The following is a 26158-nucleotide window of genomic DNA, read 5'->3' on the forward strand; positions in this document are numbered from 1 at the left end:
TCCTGTCCAGTCGCCGGAAATCACATCTTAGAGGGCTTCATGATTGCTTCGTGGAGGTCCTCGTATTCCTCGCACTCGGTGCTGCCGCAAAGCGTCTTGATCACTTCGAGCTGTTCTTTGGCGAGATCGAGGCGACCCTTAACGACGTAGGCTTCGCCGAGATATTCGCGAACCTGTGCATATTTCGGATCGATCTCGACGGATTTCAGGTAGTAGGAAATACCTTCGTCCGTGCGGCCGAGCTTGCGGGTGGCGTAGCCGCGGTAGTTCAGGGCTTCAGCCGTGTTCGGGTCCTTCAGCGTATCGAGCATGGCAATCGCTTCTTCGTAGCGGCCAGCCTTTGCCAGCGAATAGGCATAGTCCGTGCGGTTTTCGTCCGTCACGTTGGCGCTGCTCTGCTTGACACATCTCCTTGTTTTCTTGTCATACAGCTGGCCCTTCTTGCAGGTCGGCATGGTGCCGCTGCTGCCGCCCGTGCCACTGGCACCGCTGCCGCCACCAGCGCCGCTGCCACCGCCTCCCACTGCAAAAGCGGGAGCCGAAAGCGCGAAAGCGGCAATGCAGCCGCCGACCAGGATGGAAGCAATACGAACAGTCGCGATCGTCATGGGATATCTCCTAGGAAAATGACGTTGGCGGCGAGTGAACACTGTTGAATGGCAGTTTATTCGATTGCTTGTTCTTCTTTTTTGGAGCGCTGCGCTGCACCGCCGGCGAATAAATGCGAAGCTGAGGTGTTAGCCGTTCGCGCCGGCCAAAAGGAGCATTCCGTGAGTGATACCGTAAAACTGTTGAGTCTTGCCGTCGCGACACCAGAGCATGTCATCACCCAGAAGGAAGCAGCGGAGACGTCCGCCCGGCTGTTTTCGTCCCGATTCAAGGATTTCTCTCATCTTGCCAGCGTCTTCGAAAATTCCGGCATCAAGAAGCGCTATGCCGCGCGTCCACTGGAGTGGTTCATCGAACCGCACGGCTGGCAGGACCGGATGGAAGCATATGGCGAGGTGGCACGCAGCCTGTTCTTCGAAACCGCCACCAACGCGCTGAAACAGGCGGGACTGCAGGGGCGTGACGTCGACTGCATCGTCACCGTCTCATCCACTGGGATCGCGACACCGAGCCTTGATGCACAGCTCGCGCAAAAAATGGGCTTTCGCTCGGATATCGAACGTGTTCCCGTTTTCGGGCTCGGCTGCGCTGCGGGCGTTTCGGGCTTCGCCATTGCCTCGCGGTTTGCCCGCGACCGGCCGGGCAAGACCGTGCTTTTCGTGACCATCGAACTTTGCACGCTCGCGTTCCGGCTCGACGAACTGACACGCGCCAACATCATCGCCACGGCCCTTTTCGGCGATGGCGCGGCGGCCTGCGTTCTCCGGGCGGGGCCGCATGGCAAGGCTGAGGTCGAGTCGACGGGCGAGCACCTTTTCCCCGATACGCTGGGCGTCATGGGCTGGAAGATCGACGATACCGGCTTTGGCGTGGTTCTCGCCCAGTCGCTGCCGCCCTTTGCGGAGGCTGAACTCGGCCCCGCCGTTGACGGAATACTGGCGCGTAACGGCCTGTCCCGGTGCGATATCGATCGCTTCATCTGTCACCCCGGCGGCGCGAGAGTACTGACAGCCCTGGAAAGCGCGCTGTCACTCGACGCAGGAAAGCTGGATCATGAGCGCGCCGTGCTTGCCGAGTATGGCAACATGTCCTCGCCGACGATCCTTTTCGTACTGGAACGCGTCTTGAAGGCCGGATTGCCGCCACGTAGCGCCATGGTCGCAATGGGGCCAGGCTTTGCGGCGAGCTGCGTAACGTTAAAGAGGGTCGCGTAATGTGGCCCTCTGTTGCCCTCCTCGCCTTCGTGACGGCCCAGCGCCTCGCGGAACTCGTTCTTGCCCGTCGCAATACGCGGGCGCTTTTGGACAGCGGCGCGAAGGAGGTCGCGCCGGAGCACTATCGCTACATGGTGGCGCTGCACAGCTGCTGGATTGCCGGATTGTGGCTGCTGGCAATTGGTCGCCCGATCGACCCAGTGTGGTTGGCCGTTTTCGTGGTTTTGCAGGCAGGCCGTCTCTGGGTCATCGGCACGCTCAAGGGCCGCTGGACGACACGCATCATCATGCTGCCCGGCGCTCCCCTCGTCAGCAGTGGACCGTACCGGTTCATGACGCATCCGAACTATGCGGTCGTCGCCGGCGAGATCGCCGTCCTTCCCCTCGCCTTTGGGATGCCCGTCTACGCCGCGATATTTTCGGCGCTGAACGCGGCAGTACTCTACGTCCGCATCAAAGCGGAAAATGAGGCGTTGAGAACCGCAATGTTTTTGAAATGAAACGCAATTTTTCGTTTGCGTGTGACTTGCCGGAGCGGCATTTTCATTGCCTGAAATAGGTGGAATGCACGGCAATGACAAAGAACGCAATTGTACTTGGCGCCGGGATCGTCGGCGTATCGACAGCCATTCATCTGCAGCGCCGGGGACGGCAGGTGACATTGATCGATCGCAAGGCGCCAGGCAAGGAAACGTCCTTTGGTAATGCCGGACTCATTCAACGCGAGGGTGTCGTTCCCTACGGCTTTCCACAACAGCTCGGCGTTCTGGTCCGCTACGCTTTCAACAACCGGATCGATGCCCACTATCATCTCAAGGCGTTGCCCGGCCAACTTGCTTTCCTCGCCCGCTATTGGTGGAATTCCAACGCCAAACGCCACGAAATGATTTCCCGCGCCTATGCGCCGTTGATCCAGCACTCGATATCGGAGCACAATGATCTGATCGAGGCGTCCAATGCGCAGCACCTGATCCGCAAGAATGGCTGGATGGAGATTTTCCGCACGGCCGGCAAGCGTGATGCAGAATTTGCCGAGGCCGAACGGCTGCGAGCGGAATTCGGGATCAGCTATGAGCAGCTGGATGCTGCTGGGGTTGCGCGATTGGAGCCCCACATCAACGGAGATTTCGTCGGCGGCCTACGCTGGCGCGATCCCTGGTCGGTTCTCGATCCGCACGGGCTGACGATGACCTATCGCGCTTATTTCGAAAGCCTGGGCGGCAGATACCTGACCGGTGATGCCAACTCCCTCGGCCGCTCTGGGGCAAATTGGAGGGTGGTAACCAGCGAAGGCTCGCTGGACGCGGAGGATGCGGTCCTGGCACTCGGTCCCTGGGCCGCAGTAGCCACAAGGCGGCTTGGTTATGCCTTCCCGCTCGGCGTCAAGCGCGGCTACCACATGCACTATGCCGCGGCAAAGAATGCGACCCTCAACAACTGGACGCTCGATGCGGAGCGCGGTTATTTCCTGGCACCAATGAACCGCGGCATACGACTGACGACGGGCGCTGAATTCGCCGCCATGGATGCACCAAAGACACCCGTGCAGCTCGATCGAGCCGAGAAGGTGGCGCGCACGGTCTTTCCGCTCGGCGAAAGGCTTGATCCGGAGCCCTGGATGGGCGCTCGCCCGTGCACCCCAGACATGATGCCTATCATTGGAAAAGCGCCGCGGCATGATGGGCTATGGTTCGCCTTCGGCCACGCCCACCACGGCTTGACGCTGGGGCCGGTTACAGGCCGTGCTCTGGCTGAGGTAATGACTGGCGAGAGGCCGTTCGTCGATATTTCCGCCTATTCGCCGCAGCGTTTCAATCCGTGAACTCTCCCCTAGGCGACACCGAGTCCGGACAAATCCCGGAGTGCCGCCCTTGCAATCCCGTCGATGCTGTCATCGATATCGACCGTCACCACGCCGGGCTCGCCGGTCGGCACTTCCAGCGTCGCGAGTTGGCTTTCCAGCAGTGATGGAGGCATAAAGTGGCCCTTGCGCTCACCCATCCGCTTCGTCAGCAGCTCTTTCGAACCAGACAGATAAACGAAGAACAGGCTTCCATTCACCACGTTGCGCAGCCGGTTGCGGTAGGCGCGTTTCAACGCCGAGCAGGAAACGATGACGCCCTGCCCGCGATCCAGCGCCTCTTTCATCGTTTCACCGATGAGATCGAGCCAAGGCATGCGGTCGTCGTCCGTCAGCGGAATGCCCTTCGACATCTTCTCGACATTCGACGCAGGATGAAGCTGGTCACCCTCGACAAATTGCAGGCCGAGGGCGTCCGAAATCTTCAGGCCGATCGAGGACTTGCCGCAACCACTGACCCCCATGACGATGATGGCATGAGGGGTCGTGTTGGTCTCTGGCATTGTTTATCTCTCCCACAATTCCGGCGCTCCCGGAACAGGGAGAACCCTTATGACGCGGCGAGTGCCGCACTCTTGCGCGCAAGACGAGCCTTAATGGTGTCGACATCGGCGCGCGGTGTCGCAGCGAACAAGGTCTTCGTATAGCTGTGCTGCGGATCGTTGAAAACCTGATCCCGCGCGCCATACTCCACAGCCTCACCGAAATACATCACCATGACGTCGTCGGCCATGTAACGAACGACCGAGAGATCGTGGCTGATGAAGACATAGGTGAGGTTCAGCTCGTCCTGCAAATCCGCGAGCAGATTGAGAACCTGAGCCTGGACCGAAAGGTCGAGTGCAGACACCGGCTCATCGAGAACCAGGAGCCGCGGCTTCAGCATCAGAGCGCGGGCGATCGCGATGCGCTGGCGCTGGCCGCCGGAGAACATGTGCGGATAGCGATTGAAATGAATCTCCTGCAGGCCGACCTTCTTGAGCATCGCCATCGCCAATTCGCGCCGCTCGGCGGCGGGCGTATCGGTGTTGATGATCAGGGGCTCCATCAGGATGTCGCCGATCTTCTTGCGCGGGTTCAGCGAGCCGTAGGGGTTCTGGAAGACAATCTGCACCTTACGGCGAATTTCCGGTGTCAGATCGCCTGCAGCGATATCGACCTTCTTGCCGTCGATGAAGAGATCGCCACCGCTCGCCGGATCGATCATCGTGACGATGCGGGCGAGCGTCGACTTGCCGCAACCGCTTTCGCCGACGATCGCCAGTGTCTTGCCCTGCTCCACCTTGAAGCTCACACCCTTGACGGCATGTACGGTTCTCTCCTTCTTGAAGAGACCGCCCGGCAGATAATAGTTGCGGACAATGTTCTTTGCTTCGAGGACTGGCGTCATTGGGCCGCTCCCTTGAAAATCTCGCCGATGGTCGGCAGTCGGTCACCGGTGGCGTTTTCCGGCAGGGCGGCGAGCAGTGCTCTCGTGTAGTCGCTCTTCGGAGACTCGAAGAGCGACAGGACGTCGGCCTCTTCCATCTTGCGTCCTTTGTACTGCACGATCACGCGATCGGCCGTCTCGGCGACCACGCCCATGTTGTGGGTGATCATGATGAGACCCATGCGGTGCTCCGTCTGCAGCCGCATCAGCAGATCGAGGATCTGCTTCTGGATGGTGACGTCGAGTGCGGTAGTCGGCTCGTCGGCAATCAAGAGCTTCGGATTGCAGGCGATCGCGATGGCGATCATGACGCGCTGGCACTGGCCGCCCGACATCTGGTGCGGGAAGTGGCCGAGCCGTTCGGCCGGGTTGGGAATGCCAACAGCCTCGAACAGCTCAATCGCGCGCTTCCGCCGCGCAGCCTTATCAAGCCCGAGATGGATCCGCAGGACCTCCTCGATCTGGAAGCCTACGGTGAAGCACGGATTGAGGCTGGCGATCGGCTCCTGGAAGATCATCGACATATCCTTGCCGATGATCTTGCGTCGTTCGCTTGCCGACATGCCAAGCAGATTGCGGCCGTCAAAGACCATCTTGTCTGCCGTCACCTTTGCGGTCCACGGCAGGAGGCCCATCGCAGCCAGCATGGAGACCGACTTACCGGATCCCGACTCGCCAACGATTGCCAGGACTTCGCCCGCATCAACCTTCAGCGATACGCCATCGACGGCACGAAACGGACCCGTGGAGGTCTGGAACTCGACGACGAGATTTTCGATTTCAAGAAGTGCCATCTCAGGACCTCTTCAGTTTGGGGTCGAGCGCATCGCGCAGTCCGTCGCCCATCAGATTGATAGCGAGAACGGTGATCAGAATGCAAAGACCCGGGAAAGTGACGAGCCACGGAGAGCTCTGGAAGAATTCGCGCGCATCGGCGAGCATCGTGCCCCACTCCGATGTCGGAGGCTGGGCGCCCATGCCAAGGAAGCCGAGAGCTGCGGCATCGAGGATCGCAGCGGAGAATGCGAGTGTCGCCTGAACGATCAGCGGCGCCAGGCAGTTCGGCAGGATCGTCTTGAACATGAGACGGAAAGTGCCTGCGCCGGCCACGCGCGATGCGACAACATATTCCTTCTCGCGCTCGCTGATCACGGCGGCGCGCGTCAAGCGCACGAAATGCGGCTGGTTGACGATCGAGATGGCGATCATGGCGTTCAGCAGGCCCGGTCCGAGAACGGCGACCAGCACCAGAGCGAGCAGCAGCGACGGGAAAGCCAGGATAATATCCATGACGCGCATGATGAAAGTATCGGTGCGGCCGCGGAAATACCCGGCGACAAGACCGAGCAGCACGCCGGCGACAGCCGAAAGCGACGCGACGACAAGGCCGATGAACAGAGAGAAGCGCGTTCCATAAATCAGGCGCGACAGCATATCGCGACCGACGGCATCGGTTCCAAGCAGGAACATCGGGTTGCCTTTTTCCGCCCAAACCGGCGGGACGCGCTGCATGCCGTCGAAAGGAACGTTCGGATCATGCGGTGCAATCAACGGCGCGAAGATCGCCATCACCAGCACCAACAGAAAGACGCCGAGGCCGATGACGGCGCCCTTGTTGCGGGAGAAGTAATACCAGAACTCAGAGAGCCCTGACGGCTGGGTCGACTTGGTGGTTATCGCACTCATAAGCCGCTCCTAGTGACGAATACGTGGATTGATGAGACCGTACATGAGGTCAACGATCAGGTTGACGATCATGATGATGCCGGCAATGAGCAACAGGCCGCCTTGCACAACGGTGTAGTCACGCTTGAAGACGGCATCGACCATCCATTTGCCGATGCCCGGCCAGGAAAAGATCGTTTCCGTCAGGATCGCGCCGCCGAGCAGCACGCCGACCTGCAGACCGATCGACGTCACGACCGGGATCATCGCGTTGCGAAGCGCGTGCAAGCCGACGACGCGCAAGGGCGCTAGGCCCTTCGAGCGAGCGGTTCGTACATAGTCTTCACCGAGCACTTCCAGCATGGCCGAGCGCGTCTGGCGCGCGATGACCGCAAGCGGAATGGTGCCGAGGACGATTGTCGGCAGGATGAGCGAGACGAACGCCGACTTGAATGCACCGGCCTGGCCGGAGAGCAGACTGTCGATCAGCATGAAGCCGGTCACCGGCTTGAAGAAATACATCAGCGAAATACGACCGGACACGGGCGTCCAGTGCAGCGTGTTCGAGAAGAGAACGATGAGCAGCAGGCCCCACCAGAAGATCGGCATCGAATAGCCGACGAGGGCAACGCCCATCACGCTCTGGTCGAACCAGGTTCCTCGCTTGACCGCGGCAAAGACGCCGGCGGGAATGCCAAGCACGATGGCAAAAATGATCGCGCAAAGCGAAAGCTCGAGCGTCGCCGGGAAGAGCGAGCCGAATTCCTGCAGAACCGGGCGCTTGGTAACGATCGACGAACCGAGATCGCCTTGCACCACGTTGCCGAGGTAATCAAGGTATTGAACGTAGACCGGTCGATCGAGGCCGAGATCATGCATGACCTGGGCATGGCGTTCCGGCGCCATCACGCGCTCGCCCGACATCAGCATGACCGGGTCACCGGGCAGCAGTCGGATGAACGAGAAGGCGATGAGTGAAACGCCGATGAAGGTTGGGATCAGGATCGCAAGGCGTCCGATGAGAAATCGCAACATTGGCAAGTGTCCATAGTGTTCCGGCGGTCAGGTATCAAACCTGACCGCCGGCCAAGCCCGGGATTGCCGGGCATCTTTGCATAATTTTGATTACTCGGCGATATCAACGCCGTCGAAACGGTGAACACCGACCGGATCCTGCACGTAGCCGGAAACCTTGGCGCTCATCGGTACGAATTCCGTGGAGTGATCGATGGTCGCCCACGGAGCTTCCTTCTTGAAGACGACCTGTGCCTGTTCGTAGAGCTTGGTGCGCTCTGCGACGTCGGCGGTCTTCTTGGCCTTCTTCACGAGATCGTCGAATTCCTTGTTGCACCACTGCGCGCGGTTGTTGCCGCCAACGGCTTCGCAGCCGAGCAGAGTGTCAAGGAAGTTGTCCGGGTCGCCGTTGTCGCCGGTCCAGCCGAGGATCGCAGCACCGTCGCGGGCCTTGTCCTTGGAGAGCTTCAGGTATTCAGCCCATTCATGGGTGACGATGTCGACCTTGACGCCTACCTTGGCGAGGTCAGCCTGCATCAGTTCAGCGGCGCGACGTGCGTTCAGCATGTACGGGCGCGAAACCGGCATTGCCCAGATCTTCATCGAGAGATCCTTGACGCCAGCCTTTTCGAGCATCTTCTTTGCTTCGTCCGGGTTGTAGACGTCATCCTTGATGTCGTCGTTATACGACCACATCGTCGGGGGGATCGGGTTCTTGGCAACCTGGCCGGCGCCCTGGAAGACGGCCTGGACGATCGCCTGCTTGTTGATCGCCATGTTCAGCGCCTGACGCACTTCGGCCTTGTCGAACGGGGCCTGGAGCGTGTTGTAGGCGAGGTAGGAAACGTTCAGGCCCGGCTGTTCCAGAACCTTGAGGCTCGAGTCCGTCTGAAGATCCTTGACGTCAGCAGCGTTCGGGTAAGGCATGATGTGGCATTCGCCGGCCTTCAGCTTCTGAGCGCGGACGGAAGCGTCCGGGGTGATCGCGAAAACGAGATCGTCGATCTTTTCCTTGCCCTTGAAGTAGGTTTCGTTGGCCTTGTAGCGGATGACGGCATCCGGCTGGTAGGCAACGAAGGTGAACGGACCGGTGCCGAGCGGCATCTGGTTCATCTGTTCCATCTTGCCGTCAGCCTGCAGCTTGTCGGCATATTCCTTGGACACGACGGACGCGAAGTCCATTGCGAGGTCGGCAAGGAACGGTGCTTCCGGATGGTTCAGCGTGAACTTGACGGTCAGGTCATCGACCTTCTCGACCGACTTGATGAGTTCCGGGAAGCCCATGCCAGCAGCATATTCGTAGGAAACGCCAGCAACGTACTTCGCCCACGGGCTATCAGCCTTCAGCTGGCGCTCGAACGAGAAGACGACGTCGTCAGCGGTCAGATCACGGCTTGGCGTGAAGAATTCCGTCGTCTGGAACTTTACGCCCGGACGCAGCTTGAAGGTGTAGACCGTACCGTCGTCGGAAACCGTCCAGCTTTCGGCCAGGCCCGGCTCGATTTCGGTCTTCCCGTGCTGGAACTCGACGAGACGGCTATAAACCGTACGCGAGGAAGCGTCGAAGGTGGTGCCTGCAGTGTAGATGCCCGGATCGAAGCCTTCCGGCGACCCTTCGGAGCAGTAAACGAGCGTTTTGGACCAGGCTGCGGATGCCATGGCCGAAGCCAGGACCGTCGCGGCCAGCAAGACAGACATCTTTTTCATGATATCATTTCCCAGATTTGTTCTTTTATTTGAGACCCCGGGGACCCCGGAATGACGGCAGATGGAACGACATTTGTTTGCTGAAATCAACGACCGAAGTGGAAAATTTTTCCACGCGGACAACTTTAGTAATTTTCCGCCAAAAATGGGCCGTATTTAGAAATAATCGGACTGGATAAACTCGATTCTTGTCGCATTTGGTATAATTTCGCGTCGATGGCGACTTTTGCGCACACGCTTCACGCGAATTTACCGACAAAAACTCCCCTAAAACGGAACGGCCGCGGCGCTTGACGCAGCCACGGCCTATCAAAACTTTGTCATCGCTGATCAGGCGGCGGGTGCCGCCACGCGAGGCTTGCGGTGTTCCTGTTCGCCGGTCAGGCCAAGCAGGAAGTTGATCTGCGGTCGTGCCTTGACGAGGTCGTCGATCGAATATTGCGTCAGCACGTCGAAGAAGGCGTTGAGGGCCTTGCGCAAGGCAGAGTTCAAACCGCAGCTATCGACAAGCGGGCACTCGACCATGCCGTCGTCTTCGAAGCATTCTGCCATCGCAAAACTGTCCTCAGTGACGCGAACGACGTCGAACAGGCTGATGTCCTTCGCCGGCTTGCCGAGCCGCACGCCGCCGTTGCGGCCGCGGACGGTTTCAACGAGACCTGCCTTGTTGAGGGGTTGCAGGATCTTGAACAGGAACAGTTCAGAAACGCCGTATGCCCTCGCAATCTCAGGAATCCGGCTCAACTGCCCATCGTTGGCAGCACAATACATCAACATGCGAACCGCATAGTTGGTCTGCTTGGTCAAACGCATGCCGATCTCCAGAATCGTCGTCTACAATCGTCTATATAGGGGCTTTGCTAGTTTTGAACAATTCCAAAATATGAAAACCATATTCACCTTATGTGAGACCGATTGCCGCGACAATTGCTTCTGCAACAGTTCCCAGGTGCCTACGCGCCGACATCCCGAAATGCAAATTGGGGGCCGCAGCCCCCAATTCGATAAGGTTCGTTCCTTTGCCTTACTTCATCGTCGGCATGACGAACTCGGCGCCGTCCTTGATGCCTGAGGGCCAGCGGGCGGTGATCGTCTTGGTCTTGGTCCAGAACTTGATCGAGTCCGAACCGTGCTGATTGAGGTCGCCGAAGCTTGATGCCTTCCAGCCGCCGAAGGAGTGGTAGGCGAGCGGAACCGGGATCGGCACGTTGATGCCGATCATGCCGATGTTGATGCGCGATGCAAAGTCGCGGGCGGCATCGCCGTCGCGGGTATAGATCGCGACGCCATTGCCGTATTCGTGCTTCATCGGCAGATCGAGGGCTTCCTCGTAGTTCTTGGCGCGGACGACGGAAAGGACCGGCCCAAAGATCTCGGTCTTGTAGATGTCCATGTCGGGCGTGACATGATCGAACAGCGTGCCGCCGACGAAGTAGCCGTCCTCGTATCCCTGCAGCTTGAAGCCGCGGCCATCGACGACGAGCTTGGCACCCTGCTCCACACCGCGGTCAATGAGGCCGTTGACCCTGTTATAGGCGTCCCTGGTGACGAGCGGACCCATGTCGGCCTTGTCGTCGGTGTAAGGGCCGATGCGCAGCGACTCGATCTTCGGTGCCAGCTTCTCGACCAAGCGGTTGGCGGTGTCCTCACCGACCGGCACGGCGACGGAGATCGCCATGCAGCGTTCGCCGGCAGAGCCGTAGCCTGCGCCCATCAGAGCGTTGACGGCCTGATCCATGTCGGCATCCGGCATGATGATCATGTGGTTCTTGGCGCCGCCGAAGCACTGGGCGCGCTTGCCGTTCATGGCAGCCGTTCCATAGACGTAACGGGCGATGGGTGTGGAGCCGACGAAGGAAACAGCACCGATATCGGGATCCGTGAGGATCGCGTCGACTGCAGCCTTGTCGCCGTTGACGACGTTGAGGATACCGGCCGGAAGACCAGCTTCGATCATGAGTTCTGCCAGGCGGATCGGAACGGACGGATCGCGCTCGGACGGCTTCAGGATGAAGGCGTTGCCGCAGGCGATTGCCGGCGCAAACATCCACATCGGGATCATGGCCGGGAAGTTGAACGGGGTGATGCCCGCGCCGATGCCGACTGCCTGGCGCATCGAGTACATGTCGATTGCCGGACCCGCGCCCTCGGTAAATTCGCCCTTCTGGAGGTGCGGGATGCCGCAGACGAATTCGCAGACTTCCAGACCGCGGACGATGTCACCCTTCGAATCCTCGACCGTCTTGCCGTGCTCGGTGGACAGGAGGGTGGCGAGTTCATCCATATGCTTGTTCAGCAGCTCGACGAACTTGAAGAAAACGCGTGCACGACGCTGCGGGTTGGTGGCGGCCCACTTCGGCTGAGCGGCCTTGGCGTTCTCGACCGCGGCGCGCATGTCCTCGACGCTCGCGAGCGCTACCGTTGCCTGAACTTCACCGGTGGCCGGATTGTAGACATTGCTGGTGCGGCCGCTGGTGCCGGCGACATGCTTGCCGCCGATGAAATGACCAATCTCACGCATGAGTGCTCCTCCTGTTTTTTGGATGGCGAACATTCGCACTACAATTTGCACAAATCAATGAGCTGCGATAAGCAACCGTTGTGCACAAATTGAAGCCCGGCAAATCGAGCTGCGCTTCCTCAAGGCCTGCAAAGGACATGACCAGACTACCACGGCCGGCCCAAACTGGAGAGGAGATAGTGCTCGATGAGCGGGAAACTGGTTGTCAGAATAGCGGAGCTCGAGATCGACTCCGATCAGCTTGAATCCTATCGGGCTCTGCTGGCCGAGGAGATCGAGGCGTCCGTCGCATTGGAGCCCGGCGTTCTGTCGCTGAATGCGGTCTCCGTCAAGGACAGTCCCAACAGCATTCGTATTCTCGAGGTGTACGCGAGCCAGGCGGCGTATGAAGCACACCTGCAGACTCCGCATTTCCTCAAATACAAGAGCGCGACCGCGGGTATGGTGACGTCCCTGACGTTGCTCGACGTCGATCCAATCGCCATGCACGGCAAGCCATGAACTGGGACGACGTTCGCATCTTCCTCGCCGTTGCCCGCACAGGTCAGATCCTGGCCGCATCAAAGAGGCTGGGTCTAAACCACGCCACGCTCTCGCGGCGCCTTACTTCGCTGGAGGAGGCACTGAAGAGCCGCCTCTTCGTCCGCCGCACAAACGGCTGCGAACTGACGGCGGAAGGCGAGGTTTTCCTTGCCTCCGCAGAGCGAATGGAAACCGAAATGCTTTCCGTGCAGGCCAATCTCGGTCGCACGGATACGGCAATCGCGGGAACCGTGCGCGTGGGAGCACCGGATGGTTTCGGGGTTTCGTTTCTTGCGCCCCGCATCGGTCGGCTGATCGAGCGCCATCCGGAACTGAAGATCCAGCTTGTGCCGGTGCCGCGGTCGTTCTCACTCTCACAGCGCGAGGCCGATATCGCCATCACGCTGGAGCGGCCCGAGCAAGGCCGCCTGGTCTCGGCCAAACTGACCGACTACACGCTCGGACTTTATGCGTCGAGGAGCTACGCCGAACTCAATGGCCTGCCCGCCGATGCAGAGCAGTTGAAGCAGCATCGGCGTATCGGCTATGTCGAGGATCTGATCTTCTCGCAGTCGCTGAATTTCACCGGAGAGGTGATGCGCAACTGGAACGCCGGCTTCGAGATTTCATCGGCGACGGGGCAGACAGAAGCGGTGCTCTCAGGCGCCGGCATCGGCATCCTGCATGATTACATCGCGCGCCAGCACCCGGCACTCGTACGCATCCTGCCGGATATTTCGATCCGGCGGGCATATTGGACGACATTTCACGAGAGCGCGCGGGAACTCGTGCGGGTGCGCACGGTTTCCGATTTCCTGCAGGAACTCGTCGCTGCCGAGCGCCACATATTCCTGTGACACCGGCGCAGCGCATGATGGTCAATCACGCCTGTCAGGCTCGTCGCTGATCTGCTGCTTCTCTGCAGCGACCTCCGCTGCGCGCACTGGCATGCCATCGACAATCGTGAACAATTCGCCGCTCGTGATCGGCTCGCCGACCTTCAGTTTCACCGTCCCGTCCTTGCCGACAAGAAAGGCGACAAAATCTCCAACCGTCGGATTGCCGAGTTCGCTTGCGATCGCCGCAGCGTCGAGATTTTCACCTGCCCCGAAAAGCACTCTCACGCTACCGCCGACAATCTTGAGAAGGACGATGTCGCGTTCCTGCAAGGAATCCCGATTGGCAAGGAGTTGATTTTCCTGACGCGCGGCCCGTGCATTCTTCTTATCCGCGAAGATGACCAGGACGCGATTGCGCCATTGAAACTGCTCGAGACTTGTGAGGGCGGAATAGGCGCTGTTGTCCTCATCCACCTTGGTGGCACCATATAGAAGCGTTTTCGACATGCACATTATCTCCTCTCGACGGAACGTCGAAGGAGTATGGACGGTTCCATCCACCGCAACGGGGCTCAGCTGCGCCAGGATTTCCGCAATTGCCAGATGGCACCGAGCAGCACCAGCAACAAGGCTATGCTGCCGTAGGACAGGGAAACCTGCGCCAGTTGATCCAGCCTCGGCATGGATCCAGCTGCCGCGCCCGGCGCAGAACTTGAGCCAAGAGCATAGGCGCCGCGCAGGACGGCGACGAACGCGACGATCAGTCCGGCCATGTCGATGAAGCGCGCATGTGCCCTCATGCCATCGATGACAACGGTCGCAAGGCCGCAGAGAAATGCCACCGGTAACAGATAGGCAGCGCCGCCCAGGAGCGGAAAGTCGCCGAGAACAACATCGTCGGATTCACCCAGGGAACTAACCTTCAGGATCGGCAGCAAGACCGCGAGAACGGAAAAGACGGCAAGCACACCGCGCTTGATGATTTCGTTCAAGTCAATCCGCGTGGCGCCAATGCGTACCCGGCTCATTCTACCTCCCCGATACAGTAAACCACCGCAGCGCGGTGGCGCTCGGCTCGTTCGAGGGAGATTTGCTATGAAGTTGCTAACGCACCGCACAATCAGCGACGGTAAAACTACCCTTTGCGGGCAAAAGCGTTCAGCCGGTTCGGAGGGAAAAGTTAAAGAAGGATTAAGGGTCGTTTTAAGGTGCCTGAAGGCAGGCAAGGCCAGGCGGCAAATGCCGCCCGGCCCTGAGATTATGTTCACATCGGAACAAACGATGAGACCGGCACCTGCAGTGCAGAGGCGATCCGCTTGAGCTTGGCGGGATCAGCATCCTCACCGCTCTCGATTTCCTCAATCTCATTAACAACCAAACCGCAGGTTACTGCGAGGTCGTCGACGCTATAGCCGACCGCCTCACGAGCGGCACGTACAGCACCGGCTACATTCACGGCCGAAACGGCGGTAGCCTTGGATGCATCCAGATTGCTGAGCGAAATGGACATTTAAGTCTCCTTCTGAAATCACTCTGAATTAGCCCCCGGCGGGAAAATGGCACTCCCGATCACGATTTGCAATGCAGTATGGTTAATTCGTGATCGGCCAGAGCCCGCCAGCGGGAAGCCGAACCGGGTCCTAAAACCCCATTGTCCTTTGTAAGCAAAGCACATTTGCCTGACAGTCCCGCCCGCTTCATCCACGCTGCCATCGATGTAAAAAACGGCCGGCACGCGGCGATTTGTCACCTATTTTTAGGCATTCACATCGGCTTGAGGACGAATCATTGCGATCGAAATCGGGCAAATGAGACAAGAGCCAAGGCTCCTGGTTAGGCGCATCGGCAAAGACCAATGCGTGGCCGGACTTGCTTCGAAAAGGGGCAAGGCATTTTCCGAAGCAAGTCCAGGCCGAGCGGATAAAGGTGGGATCCAACGATACCGCTAGGTCAAGGGATCATGTAGCGGGTGGCCCGAAGATCACGCGCCTCAACGTGGCTGTCACGCAAACTTGGCGGACAAAGCGACGTCTTCCTCAGAAGCGTCCTCAGAGCTTCCGGTCGGGACGACGAACAGCAATGCGTGGGCAAACAAGATCGCCGAGCCCAGCAGGGCCGCGTAGGCGAGCAGGATTGTACCCATCGGCACCGCGAAGTTGAGTTGCGGCAGCGCGCCGAGCATCATCGGCACGTACCAGGAGACGGCCGAAATCGCACCAGAGACGATAAACACACTGCGATGCGACGACGGCAGGCCTTCCATGATCGAACGACCGATCTGCTTCTTTACGCGCGGAAGGATGACGGAGTGGATAAAGCCGCCGTTGACGGTCAGGATGAGCACGATGGTCATCTTGGCCCAGATCTTCTCATTGCCCAGCTTCGCCGGATCGAACGCACCATAATAAGTGAGAAAACCAAGTCCTGTGGCCCAGAGCAGGATCAGGCCCCAGTTAACGACTTTAGAGCCGAACTTGAAGACCTTCCAATGATCTTCGGTGATCTTGCCTCTCACCAAAAACCGCAACACAAGAAGATCGAGCACTGTTGCGGCGCCAAGCCCGAGTGCCAACCCAATGAAATGCACTATTCTCAATGCAGACTTGATTGATACTGCAGGATCTTGGCTGAGAGTCTGAATAAGGAGAGTAAATCCCATACTTATGCACCTTTCATTCTTTGGATCACAGCGTTGGAACGCAGGTAGGTCTGAGTGTCAGGACACGGGAAATCGCACCAGGCGCCGATATCGATCGGCATCTACAAGTGAGCGAATTAACGTTCCGACAGTCTGTGATCCCTCTTTGGTGCCCCGTTCCCCGGCAATGGATTTATTAGTAAAGAATGAACAAAGGGCGGCGAGAAGGTGGCTGAACCGCGTCCATATAGAGATATCGCAATGTATCTTTGCCTAATTCAAGGAAAGCCGCACGTATAAGATGAGAAATTCTTTGCACTCAATGCACAGGCCGGGCGCCTGATGTCACAGGAGCTTCATTCTATGGGAATAGACCCGACTAAGGACCAGTCCCAAGAGGAGCCGAAAGATGACAATAGTTCAGGGTGAAGAACATCGTCACGATCGAGCGAGCCACCCACTGGAGGGACGCAGCGCAGCAAGATGGTTCCTCCCAGTCTTCTTGATCCTGCTCCTTGCAGGACTTGGTTATGTTGCCTACGCGCTTGGCCCGGAGCTAACCAGCGCCGCCGCCGTTCCCTGGATTCTGCTTGGGATCGCGCTGCTCATTGCGCTCGGCTTCGAGTTCGTAAACGGCTTTCATGACACGGCCAACTCCGTTGCGACCGTCATCTACACACGGTCGATGCCGGCGGAACTTGGGGGGCTCGGCACAATGGTCGGCTGGAAGCGCATTGTCGTCACGGTCGGCGAGAAAATCGGCAAGACGCACTTGACCTATGGCCAAGGTGCCGCTGCCGAAGTCGTGGCAATGGCAACGATCGGTGCAGCCGATCACCTGGGATTGCCGGTTTCCACGACACATGTACTATCGTCCGGTGTGGCCGGGACGATGGCCGCGAACGGCTCGGGGCTGCAATGGTCGACGGTCAGGAACATGCTGATGGCGTGGATTTTGACACTTCCTGCCTCGATCATGATCGCCTTTCTTTTGTTTGTCGTCTTGCGCCAATTGTTCTGACGCCGGCTCGGCAACCATACTTCAAACCTTGCCACGAACGCATTGAGGGTGAACGTCCATGAACAACAAATCCGACACCGAACATTCAGATTGGCTTGAGGCCGAACTGGCCGACACCCTCGATGAGGATTATGAGCTGGAACTCTCGGAACCGGCACTCTCCGACGCAATCCGCAAGATCTATCGAAACGCCCATCCGGTCTCGATCCCGAGGCTCGACTATTTCCGCGCGCTGTTGTCGCTGCAGGCGGAGTTGATCAAGCTTCAGGATTGGGTGGTCTATAACAAAGAGAAGGTCGTCGTGATCTTCGAAGGTCGCGACTCCGCAGGAAAGGGCGGCGTGATCAAACGCATCACGCAGCGCCTCAATCCGCGTGTCGTCCGCACCGTCGCTTTGCCCGCCCCTTCCGACCGCGAGAAGACGCAGTGGTACTTCCAGCGCTACGTGCCGCATTTGCCAGCCGGCGGTGAAATCGTCCTCTTCGATCGCTCCTGGTACAATCGCTCTGGCGTTGAGCGCGTCATGGGATTTGCGACCGAGGACCAGGTCGATCAATTCTTCAACGACGTTCCAGAATTCGAGCGCATGCTCGTCCGTTCCGGCATCCGGCTCGTCAAGTACTGGTTCTCGATCACCGACGAAGAGCAGCAGATGCGCTTCCTCGTTCGCATTCACGATCCCCTGAAGCAGTGGAAGCTGTCGCCGATGGACCTGCAATCGCGCGTCCGCTGGGAGGCCTATACGAAGGCCAAGGAAGAGACTTTCGCGCGCACCAATATTCCCGAAGCGCCGTGGCATATCGTGGAAGGCAACGACAAGAAGCGTGCGCGACTGAACTGCATCGATCACCTGCTGCAGCAAATACCTTATGGCGATGTTCCGCACGAGGAAATAACGCTGCCCGACCGAGTCTTCAATCCCGACTACGAGCGCAAGGTGCTGCCGCAGGAGCTCTACGTTCCCCCGAAGTATTGACCCGCCTTGTGTCTGACGGGCTACGCGCCAGACAGGACCTCCGCGTGACGACGCATCCAGCCAAGTGCTCCGGCCGGTCGCAAGACGGTCGGCTCGCGTGCGGCCCTGCGGGTCTAGCGCAGTTAGAACCGCTGGGGCGCCGCCGGTCTGTTTCCGGTGATTGTGTCGATCCGGTCGAGCACGTCTGGCGTCAATTTGTCCCTATGCGAAAGGGCGGCAAGATTATCCTGCAACTGACTTGTGCGCGATGCGCCAAGAATGACGGTCGAGACGTTCTTGTTGGCCAGGCACCACAGCAGAGCCAGGTGCGTGATCGATATCCCGATCTCGTCTGCAAGCTTCGCCAACTCGCGGACCTTTGCGAGCTGGGCGCGGCCTGCATCGCTCGATAGCTTCTCCTTCAGCCACTCGTATCCGGGAAGGTTCATGCGGCTGTCAGCCGGCACACCGTCATTGTATTTGCCGGTGAGGACGCCCGACGCAAGCGGCGACCAGATCGTGGTTCCGAGACCCAGAAGATCGTAAAGTGGCCGATATTCGGCTTCCACCTTCTGGCGCTCGAATATGTTGTATTGGGGTTGCTCCATCGTTGGCGGCGTGATGCGAAGATCTCGCGCGACGGCATAGGCTTCGGTCAACTGCTGCGCCGACCATTCCGAGGTTCCCCAGTAGAGGATCTTCCCCTGCGCCACGAGATCGTGCATCGCCCGAACCGTCTCTTCGATCGGCGTATCGATATCCGGCCGGTGGCAGAAATAGAGGTCCAGGTACTCGACCTGCAGCCGTTTCAGCGCGGCGTGAGCGGCATCGGTCACGTGCTTGCGCGACAGCCCGCGTTGCGTCGGCTTCTCACCACCCCAGAAGACCTTGCTGGAGACGATGAAGCTATCGCGGCTCCAGCCGAGCGTCTTGAGCGCTTCGCCCATGACACGTTCGGATTTTCCACTCTCATAGCCTTCGGCATTGTCGAAGAAGTTCACACCGTTGTCATAGGCGAGCTTCATCAGGCTGACCGCATCGCCGCCCTCCACCTGCTTGCCAAAGGTGACCCAAGATCCGAAGGAGAATTCGCTGACTTTCAGGCCTGATTTGCCAAGACGACGATACTCCATCACGAATCTCCTACGAATGTTTATAAGAAACCAGCCGGGCGGCTGTTCGTAGCGAACCTAGCCTTATCGCGCTCGGGTGCAAGGCAAAAAGTGAGAGTGCGGAGTGAAGGACCTGCCGCGGAAAGGCGGGCGAGGCGACATCGCTCGTCGGAGCGACGTATAAGGATGGCTTCTTCACCACCCGCGTACTGCAACTAATTTTCTTGGGGGAGAATGGTACGGTTGGGGGGTCTCGAACCTCCGACCTCAGGTGCCACAAACCTGCGCTCTAACCAACTGAGCTACAACCGCACAAATCGCGTCCGACGCGACGGGGGTCACATACGAGGACTTGGAAATTAATTCAAGTCCTATCTCTCCCCAATATACAAAAAGGCCGGACAAATGGTCCAGCCTCTTCGTGTGTCGTCTCGAAAAATCAGGCCGCCTTGAAGGAGGCCATGACCTTTTCAGCAGCTTCCTTGGAAGGCTTGGCAAGCTTTTCGGCAACCTGCTTGGAGGTTTCCTGCATCGCCTTGGCCTGCTCGATCGTCAGCTCGACCTGCTTGCGCAGGAAGGTGGTCTGCAGTTCGACGAGTTCGGCGACCGACTTGACGGCAAGCAGAGCTTCCATGTGCGTCAGCGAGTTTTCGGCGTTCGTGCGCAGAGCGTCGATTGCCTTGTGGCCGATTTCAACGGCGCCGGCCTGGGCGGTCTGAACCGTTGCTTCGAGCGTCTTGCTCGCATCCTCGCCAGCGGTCTTCATCTTCGCGTAGGCTTCGCGCGACTGCTGCGCGCCCTTTTCCGCGAAATCCCGGAAGGATTCAGTGAACTTGGAAGGATCAAACGACGACATTGAAAAAACGTCGTCCATCTTTATGCTCGCCATTGGTTTGTGCTCCTTTTGCCTCGGCATGGATATCGCCTCGTAGGTTAGATGTTCATTATATAGCGCAAGTTTTTGTGCATTGCAACATCTTTGTGCGTCGCACAACGTGTTAACCTTTTCGGCCGAAAACCGAGGGCTGTTCTGGACCCCATTCCGGCCTATCGTTATTAATAGACTATTAATTTCAGAATGACCGAAGCTGAAGGTTCGATCATGCCCGCAGTCCAATATCCGTTCATCGACATCGCCGTGCATCCACGCGTGCGGGAACGTTTTTCGCGCGGCGAAGCGATGGTGCTGCTTTCGGCGGATCTCAGCCGTGCTCTCTGGGCAAACGGCGCTGGCGCTGAACTCTTCGGGCAATCGGCAGTCTACGACCTGCTGGACCAGGGCATCGACGGCGCCGACATCACCTTTCGCCAGTTGCAGGTGACAGCCCGGCAGCTTGTGAATGTGGGCGACAGCCGCAACTTCATGATCCGAATTGCCAGGGGCTTCCAGCGCGTTGCCGTTCAGGCAACGGTAGAACTAATCCGCCTTTCCTCGGGCGAGCGCGCCGTTCTCCTGTCGCTGCCGGTCGCGACTCGTGCACTGTCGATCAAGGCCTCCGCAGAACAGATGCTCAAAGGGCTCGACGACCCGGATACGCATATGGCTGTAATCGGCGCTGGCGGCGAAATCATCGCCGCCTCCCCCGGTTTCGCAGCGCTCAGTGTCACACAGCAGACCGCCAAGGCCATGACCACGATGGCCGGCGATCATGCCGATCGATTGGTGAAGCGGCCCGTCGCGACCGGCAAGGGCTACCTTCCGGCGGCCGTCGGACGACTCAGCGATGAGCCGGTGCTCAATCTGCTTTTTGCGGTGGAAACCGTCATCGGGCACCTCGACCCGATTGACACCCCGACGGCCCCTGAAGACGACTTATCCACAGCCGCCGTTAACCATAACGAGGCGCCAGAGACAGCAAACTTCGTCGATGCGATCGATGCAATTGCCGGCATCGAAGACCTGGAAGAGCCTCTCGACGAGAACCTCCATGAAAGCGATGTCGTGGAAGCGGTGAACTCGGACCCTGCTGCAATCGCCGAAGAAGCGATGGACGCCGAGCCGGCTCCTGAGGTGATGAGCCACGAGGACGGGCCGGTATCGGAAAACGCCGGTGAGTCGCCCGCGCCGGTCGAAGGACACTCTGTCCAAGCCTATGCGGACGTACCGGCAATGGAAACAATATCGGATGGAGCCGGGAACGAGCCGGGTTCTATCGCCTCGAGCGAGGAATCGACGGCGGCCGGAGAGATTCCGGCAGAAACGCCAGCTGTGGAAAGCCCGGGGACAACCGATCATGGTGTCGAAATCGCTGCAGAGAGAGAGCAGCCGGAACCTGAGCCGGCTGCCAAGGCTGATGCCTTCGTTTTCCACCCGAACAGCCGCGCCACCCGCTTCGTCTGGAAAATCGACGCGGCAGGGCGGTTCAGCGAGGTGTCAAATGAGTTTGCCGAAGCGGTGGGACCGCATGCGGCTGATATCATCGGCACGCCGTTCAGCGACATTGCGGCGCTCTTCAATCTCGATCCTGAAGGCAAGATCAGCGAAGCTCTGGCGCGCCGCGACACCTGGTCCGGCAAGACGATTCATTGGCCAATCGAGGGAACGAGCCTGGCCGTACCGGTCGATCTCGCAGCCCTGCCCACCTATACACGCAGCCGCGAATTCGACGGCTTTCGAGGATTTGGCGTCGTGCGCCTGTCCGATGCGGCCGAAGACCCTCTGGCGCTTGGACTGACGCTTGGTCCGAACGGCTTGATCGATGACGCCGCAATACCCGACCAGCCAGAGGCCTCCGAGGATGATGCGGCGCCGGCGCGCGCCGAAGAAGTGGCGGCCAGCGACGAGACAGAGGCAACGACGCCCCCATCCGAAGCGCCCGCCGCAGAGGAACCTGCTACCGCCGACTCTGACGATGAAGTGAGGACCGAGCTGTCAGTCAATCCGTCGCCAGCCGCCGAGCCGCCGGCCTTGCGGATTGTCGAAACCCCAAGCCGTCGCCTGACGGACAAGATCGTGCAACTGCATGGCGTCGGCCCGCGGCTAACCTCGGCCGAGCAGGCAAATTTCCGCGAGATCGCCAAACGGCTCGAAGCCTTCGGCGTCCGAGAGCCGGAAGTGCGCGACGAAGAGCCTACGGTGAGCGAGACTGAACGGCATGACGCGCCCGCAGCGGATACGCAGGCAATCACCGGGCATGTTGATGAAGCGGCCACAGACGCCTCGTTTGAAGATCAAGACATCACCAAGGCTGAGGCCGGTGAAGGCGAGACGGTCGATACCAGCGAGCCTGGTGAAGACGATGTGACCGAAGGGCTGGAAGAAACCGTCAGCCAAATGGATATGCTGGCAAGCTTCATTCCGCCGCGCGCCAAAATGATCGGGGGACTGTCCGCCGCGACCGTCGACCAGCTCCCCGTCGCCGTCCTCGTGCACGCCGGCGACGAATTGATCCACGCGAACCCGGAGTTCATGCGACTGACCGGCTACAACACGCTTGAGGAATTAAGCGAGGTGGGCGGCATCGATGCGCTGCTGCAGCGCTCGGAGCTCGAAGGCAGCGCCGGCAGCTCCGGCTCGATGATGCTGGTAACGGCCGACGATAGTCTCATTCCAGTCACGGCACGGCTGCAGTCCATTCGCTGGGAAGAAAGCAGCGCCTTGATGCTCGCCCTGATGCCGGCAGCAAGTGATGCGGTGGTTCCGACGCGACCTGTGCCGCCTGCGGAGCCCCGCTCCTTCGAAAGGATGCTGGAGAAGGTCGCCAAGCTGCAGGTGGAGGTCGAGGAGCTGCGGTCGATCCTCGAAACGGCAACAGACGGGGTCGTGGTGATCGGCGCGGAGGGTGACATCCGTTCGATGAATCGCTCCGCCAGCGCGCTTTTTAATTACGACGAGGACGAAACCCGCGGGAAGCCGTTCGTCATGCTGTTTGCGCATGAGAGCCAGAAGGCTGTACTCGACTACCTCGGCGGCCTGTCGGGCCATGGCGTCGCAAGCGTGCTCAACGATGGCCGCGAAGTGATCGGACGCGAGGCCGGCGGCGGTTTTGTGCCGCTCTTCATGACGATGGGACGGCTCACCTCCTCCAGCGGCTATTGCGCGGTCATTCGCGACATTACCCAATGGAAACGCACGGAAGACGAACTTCGAAACGCCAAGAGCGCTGCGGAGACCGCCAACGAACACAAGACGGATTTCTTGGCGCGAGTCAGCCACGAGATTCGCACACCGCTCAATGCAATCATCGGCTTTTCCGACATGATGGCAACCGAGCGCTTCGGTCCCATCGGGCATCCGCGCTATGTCGAATACGCCAATGACATCGGTCGTTCCGGCCGCCACGTCCTCGACATCGTCAACGACCTGCTGGACATCTCGAAGATCGAGGCCGGGGAAATGGAACTGGACTTCGGCGCCATCGACCTGAACAATGCGATTTCGGAGGCAGTTTCGTTGCTCCAACCGCAGGCAAACAGCCAACGCGTGATCATCCGCACCGCCCTCTCCCAGGCTGTGCCCGATGTCGTTGCGGATCTTCGCTCGATCAAGCAGATCGCGCTCAACGTCCTTTCCAACTCGATCCGGTTCACGCCGGCTGGGGGGCAGATCGTCGTATCAACCTCCTACGAGGCAAACGGCAGCGTCGTCTTGCGCGTGCGTGATACCGGTGTCGGCATGACGCGCAGCGAACTCGAGCAGGCCATGAAGCCATTCCGCCAGGTTTCCGCACAGTCGCGACACCGCGGTGACGGCACGGGGCTTGGCCTGCCGCTCACCAAGGCGATGGTAGATGCCAACCGCGCGATTTTCGCGATTAGCTCCGCACCCAACGAAGGAACATTGGTCGAGATCGCCTTCCCGTCGCAGCGGGTCCTCGCAGGCTGAACAAAAGAAGGCAGCCAAAAGGCTGCCTCAGAGTTTGGGTGCTGTTCAACAAGGGCTTAGTCAGTCCAACATCATGTTTTGGGAGCCAACCGCTCCGGCTGCATCGTTCATGCGCAGCCCCAAGTTGAATTCACTTCTGACCAACGTCTCTTAACAAAAGGTTGCCACGGTCCTCAATCTCTCAAAGGTGAAAGCTTGTAACCGGCTCGTTATTTCTCTCGGTCAGATACGCAATTCCTCGAGCCCCGCAAACAGCTCCAGTGCCTCTGGATTGGCGAGCGCCTCCTTGTTCTTGACCGGCCGGCCGTGGACGATTTCGCGCACGGCAAGCTCGACGATCTTGCCCGACTTGGTGCGGGGAATATCACTGACGGCAACGATCTTCGCAGGTACGTGGCGAGGCGAGGCGCCGGTGCGAATGCGGCTCTTGATCGCCTTCGTCAATTCCTCGGTAAGGGCTGCGCCGGGCGCCAGGCGAACGAAGAGAACGACTCGGACGTCGTCATCCCATTCCTGGCCGATGCAGAGCGCTTCTGCGACTTCGCCCATCTGCTCCACCTGGTTGTAGATCTCGGCCGTTCCGATGCGGACGCCGCCGGGGTTGAGCGTGGCGTCGGATCGTCCATGAATGACGATGCCGTTATGCTCTGTCCACTCGGCAAAGTCGCCGTGGCACCAGACGTTGTCGAAACGCTCGAAATAGGCTGCCTTGTACTTTGCGCCGTCCGGATCGTTCCAGAACATCACGGGCATCGAAGGGAAGGCCTTGGTGCAAACGAGTTCGCCCTTTTCCTGCCGAACCGGCTTGCCGTCGTCATCCCAGACATCCATCGCCAGACCAAGGCCGGGGCCTTGGATCTCGCCACGCCAGACCGACTGCAAAGGATTACCGAGGACGAAACAGGAGACAATGTCCGTCCCTCCGGAAATGGAAGCGAGTTGCACGTCTTCCTTGATACCTTCATAGACGAAGGTGAAGCCCTCGGGCGAAAGCGGTGATCCGGTCGACGTCATCAGCCGCAGGCTGGAAAGGTCGTGGCTTGTTCGTGGTGTCAGCCCGCTCTTGCGGACCGCGTCGATATACTTCGCCGACGTTCCAAAAACGGCGAACTTCTCGGTTGCGGCAAAGTCGAACAGCACATTCCCATCGGGCGCGAAAGGCGAGCCATCGAAGAGGCAGACAGTGGCCCCGACCGCCAGTCCGCTTACCAGCCAGTTCCACATCATCCAGCCGCACGTGGTGAAATAGAAGAGCTTTTCGCCGGGTTGAATGCCGCAATGCAGCCGGTGTTCCTTGAGATGTTGCAACAATGTGCCGCCGGCGGAGTGCACGATGCACTTCGGAACGCCGGTCGTTCCCGACGAGAAGAGAATATAGAGGGGATGGGAAAACGGCAGCCGCGTGAACTCGACCGGACGTGGTTCAAAGGACGCAATGAAGTCTTCCAGCGTCTTGCCACCCGGTGTCTCGTTGACAACAGAGGCTGCATCGCCGGCATAGTGGACGACGAGGCAGGGCACGCCAAGTTGCCTTGTCACGGCCGCGACCTTGGTCTTCACATCCTGCAGCTTGCCGCCGTACCAATAGGCGTCACAGGCGATAAAGAGCTTCGGCTCGATCTGACCAAACCGATCGAGCACGCCCTGCTCCCCGAAGTCTGGCGAACACGACGACCAGATCGCGCCGATCGAAGCGGCGGCCAGCATACAGGCCACCGTTTCCGGCATGTTCGGCATCATCGCCGCAATGCGATCCCCGGAGCCGACGCCCATCGCCTTGAACGCCTGCTGCAGCCTGGAAACTAAATCGCGCAGCCGATCCCAGCTCCAGCGGTCGGCGACCTTGTCCTCGCCGCGAAAAATCAGGGCATCGTCGGCGCCTTCTTGGCAAAGCAGATTCTCGGCAAAATTCAGGGTGGCATCAGCGAAGAAGCGCGCATCCAACATGACATCGCCATTGATAAGCGCCGGCATTCCGCGCTCGCCTTTGACACCGCAGAAGTCCCAGACGGATGTCCAGAACCGCTCCCGATCAGCGACAGAAAATGCGTGCAGTTCGCCATAGCCTGCCAGTGAGAGCCCAAAGTCGCGGTTGCACTTCTTCATGAAGGCATACATCGGACTTGCCTCGATCGATGCCTGAGATGGCACCCAAAGTGGCTTATCGTCGCGCATTCGACACTCCTTCTGTTCGCTCGCCTATATACAATGCAATATCAGCTTATA

General features: G+C 59.3%; 24 protein-coding genes and 1 tRNA gene. 8 read left to right on the forward strand and 17 right to left on the reverse strand.

Annotated elements, in window-relative coordinates; all coding sequences use genetic code 11:
- Positions 1–20: 20 nt before the first annotated feature.
- Entirely contained in the window at positions 21–608 is a 588-nt protein-coding gene (locus FHT97_RS04165) for a tetratricopeptide repeat protein (RefSeq protein ID WP_183752547.1), read from the reverse strand.
- 162 nt (positions 609–770) lie between these two features.
- Between FHT97_RS04165 and FHT97_RS04170 the strand changes: the two genes are divergently transcribed.
- The 3 genes from FHT97_RS04170 (at position 771) to FHT97_RS04180 (ending at position 3645) form a co-directional block, all read left to right on the forward strand.
- Complete coding sequence (locus FHT97_RS04170; protein WP_183860120.1) at positions 771–1823, forward strand: type III polyketide synthase; 1053 nt, start codon at positions 771–773, stop codon at positions 1821–1823.
- Positions 1823–2323, forward strand: coding sequence for an isoprenylcysteine carboxylmethyltransferase family protein (locus tag FHT97_RS04175; RefSeq protein ID WP_183860122.1), 501 nt, complete (start codon positions 1823–1825; stop codon positions 2321–2323). Before FHT97_RS04170 ends, FHT97_RS04175 begins: the two co-directional genes overlap by 1 nt.
- A gap of 74 nt (positions 2324–2397) precedes the next feature.
- A complete protein-coding gene (locus tag FHT97_RS04180) occupies positions 2398–3645 on the forward strand; it encodes an FAD-binding oxidoreductase (RefSeq protein WP_183860124.1) in 1248 nt (415 codons plus the stop codon).
- Between the two features lie 8 nt (positions 3646–3653).
- Here FHT97_RS04180 and FHT97_RS04185 read toward each other — a convergent pair whose 3' ends face one another.
- The 8 genes from FHT97_RS04185 to FHT97_RS04220 all read right to left on the reverse strand — a co-directional run bounded on the left by FHT97_RS04185 (position 3654) and on the right by FHT97_RS04220 (position 12020).
- A complete protein-coding gene (locus FHT97_RS04185) occupies positions 3654–4187 on the reverse strand; it encodes a gluconokinase (RefSeq protein ID WP_183860126.1) in 534 nt (177 codons plus the stop codon).
- A gap of 47 nt (positions 4188–4234) precedes the next feature.
- Positions 4235–5074, reverse strand: coding sequence for a dipeptide ABC transporter ATP-binding protein (locus FHT97_RS04190; protein WP_114711537.1), 840 nt, complete (start codon positions 5072–5074; stop codon positions 4235–4237).
- Positions 5071–5907, reverse strand: coding sequence for an ABC transporter ATP-binding protein (locus FHT97_RS04195; RefSeq protein ID WP_183860128.1), 837 nt, complete (start codon positions 5905–5907; stop codon positions 5071–5073). Before FHT97_RS04195 ends, FHT97_RS04190 begins: the two co-directional genes overlap by 4 nt.
- A gap of 1 nt (position 5908) precedes the next feature.
- Positions 5909–6799 carry an ABC transporter permease subunit gene (locus FHT97_RS04200; RefSeq protein WP_183860130.1) on the reverse strand — a complete coding sequence of 297 codons (891 nt, stop codon included), beginning with the start codon at positions 6797–6799 and terminating at the stop codon, positions 5909–5911.
- Between the two features lie 9 nt (positions 6800–6808).
- Positions 6809–7813 (reverse strand): ABC transporter permease subunit, encoded by a 1005-nt coding sequence (locus FHT97_RS04205; protein WP_183752561.1) that lies wholly within the window; start codon positions 7811–7813, stop codon positions 6809–6811.
- A 90-nt stretch (positions 7814–7903) separates the two neighbouring features.
- On the reverse strand, positions 7904–9499 hold the full coding sequence (locus FHT97_RS04210) for an ABC transporter substrate-binding protein (RefSeq protein WP_183860132.1): 1596 nt from the start codon (positions 9497–9499) through the stop codon (positions 7904–7906).
- A 330-nt stretch (positions 9500–9829) separates the two neighbouring features.
- Positions 9830–10312 carry an iron-responsive transcriptional regulator RirA gene (gene rirA / locus FHT97_RS04215; RefSeq protein ID WP_016552831.1) on the reverse strand — a complete coding sequence of 161 codons (483 nt, stop codon included), beginning with the start codon at positions 10310–10312 and terminating at the stop codon, positions 9830–9832.
- Positions 10313–10523: 211 nt separating this feature from the next.
- The gene (locus tag FHT97_RS04220) at positions 10524–12020 is read right to left on the reverse strand and encodes a CoA-acylating methylmalonate-semialdehyde dehydrogenase (RefSeq protein ID WP_183860134.1); all 1497 of its coding nucleotides are present in this window, start codon (positions 12018–12020) and stop codon (positions 10524–10526) included.
- Between the two features lie 186 nt (positions 12021–12206).
- On the opposite strand from FHT97_RS04220, the gene FHT97_RS04225 reads away from it, so the two are divergent.
- Both FHT97_RS04225 and FHT97_RS04230 read left to right on the forward strand, forming a co-directional pair.
- Positions 12207–12521: a putative quinol monooxygenase gene (locus tag FHT97_RS04225; RefSeq protein WP_183860136.1), complete on the forward strand. Its 315-nt coding sequence runs from the start codon at positions 12207–12209 to the stop codon at positions 12519–12521.
- Positions 12518–13399: a LysR family transcriptional regulator gene (locus FHT97_RS04230; protein ID WP_183752571.1), complete on the forward strand. Its 882-nt coding sequence runs from the start codon at positions 12518–12520 to the stop codon at positions 13397–13399. Before FHT97_RS04225 ends, FHT97_RS04230 begins: the two co-directional genes overlap by 4 nt.
- Positions 13400–13420: 21 nt before the next feature.
- On the opposite strand, the gene FHT97_RS04235 is transcribed toward FHT97_RS04230, so the two are convergent.
- The 4 genes from FHT97_RS04235 to FHT97_RS04250 all read right to left on the reverse strand — a co-directional run bounded on the left by FHT97_RS04235 (position 13421) and on the right by FHT97_RS04250 (position 16040).
- Positions 13421–13888, reverse strand: coding sequence for a DUF4174 domain-containing protein (locus FHT97_RS04235; protein ID WP_183860138.1), 468 nt, complete (start codon positions 13886–13888; stop codon positions 13421–13423).
- A gap of 65 nt (positions 13889–13953) precedes the next feature.
- Positions 13954–14409 carry a hypothetical protein gene (locus FHT97_RS04240; protein ID WP_183860140.1) on the reverse strand — a complete coding sequence of 152 codons (456 nt, stop codon included), beginning with the start codon at positions 14407–14409 and terminating at the stop codon, positions 13954–13956.
- Positions 14410–14645: 236 nt separating this feature from the next.
- Positions 14646–14891, reverse strand: a complete 246-nt coding sequence (locus FHT97_RS04245) for a helix-turn-helix transcriptional regulator (RefSeq protein WP_016552825.1) — start codon at positions 14889–14891, stop codon at positions 14646–14648.
- Positions 14892–15383: 492 nt separating this feature from the next.
- Entirely contained in the window at positions 15384–16040 is a 657-nt protein-coding gene (locus FHT97_RS04250) for a hypothetical protein (RefSeq protein WP_246712554.1), read from the reverse strand.
- Positions 16041–16428: 388 nt separating this feature from the next.
- On the opposite strand from FHT97_RS04250, the gene FHT97_RS04255 reads away from it, so the two are divergent.
- Positions 16429–17040 (forward strand): inorganic phosphate transporter, encoded by a 612-nt coding sequence (locus FHT97_RS04255; RefSeq protein ID WP_183860141.1) that lies wholly within the window; start codon positions 16429–16431, stop codon positions 17038–17040.
- Between the two features lie 58 nt (positions 17041–17098).
- The gene (gene ppk2, locus FHT97_RS04260) at positions 17099–18016 is read left to right on the forward strand and encodes a polyphosphate kinase 2 (RefSeq protein WP_183752579.1); all 918 of its coding nucleotides are present in this window, start codon (positions 17099–17101) and stop codon (positions 18014–18016) included.
- A 122-nt stretch (positions 18017–18138) separates the two neighbouring features.
- On the opposite strand, the gene FHT97_RS04265 is transcribed toward ppk2, so the two are convergent.
- The 3 genes from FHT97_RS04265 to FHT97_RS04275 all read right to left on the reverse strand — a co-directional run bounded on the left by FHT97_RS04265 (position 18139) and on the right by FHT97_RS04275 (position 19996).
- The gene (locus tag FHT97_RS04265; RefSeq protein WP_183860143.1) at positions 18139–19128 is read right to left on the reverse strand and encodes an aldo/keto reductase; all 990 of its coding nucleotides are present in this window, start codon (positions 19126–19128) and stop codon (positions 18139–18141) included.
- Positions 19129–19342: 214 nt separating this feature from the next.
- A tRNA-His gene (locus tag FHT97_RS04270) sits at positions 19343–19419 on the reverse strand.
- Positions 19420–19546: 127 nt separating this feature from the next.
- Complete coding sequence (locus FHT97_RS04275; RefSeq protein ID WP_183752582.1) at positions 19547–19996, reverse strand: phasin; 450 nt, start codon at positions 19994–19996, stop codon at positions 19547–19549.
- 213 nt (positions 19997–20209) lie between these two features.
- Here FHT97_RS04275 and FHT97_RS04280 point away from each other — a divergent pair, with 213 nt between their 5' ends.
- Positions 20210–23932, forward strand: a complete 3723-nt coding sequence (locus FHT97_RS04280; protein ID WP_183860145.1) for a PAS domain-containing sensor histidine kinase — start codon at positions 20210–20212, stop codon at positions 23930–23932.
- A gap of 222 nt (positions 23933–24154) precedes the next feature.
- Here the strand turns inward: FHT97_RS04280 and FHT97_RS04285 are convergent, their stop codons facing one another.
- On the reverse strand, positions 24155–26107 hold the full coding sequence (locus tag FHT97_RS04285; protein ID WP_183860147.1) for an acetoacetate--CoA ligase: 1953 nt from the start codon (positions 26105–26107) through the stop codon (positions 24155–24157).
- Positions 26108–26158: the final 51 nt, after the last annotated feature.

The organism is Rhizobium sp. BK399, assembly GCF_014194695.1.
GTDB lineage: Bacteria > Pseudomonadota > Alphaproteobacteria > Rhizobiales > Rhizobiaceae > Rhizobium.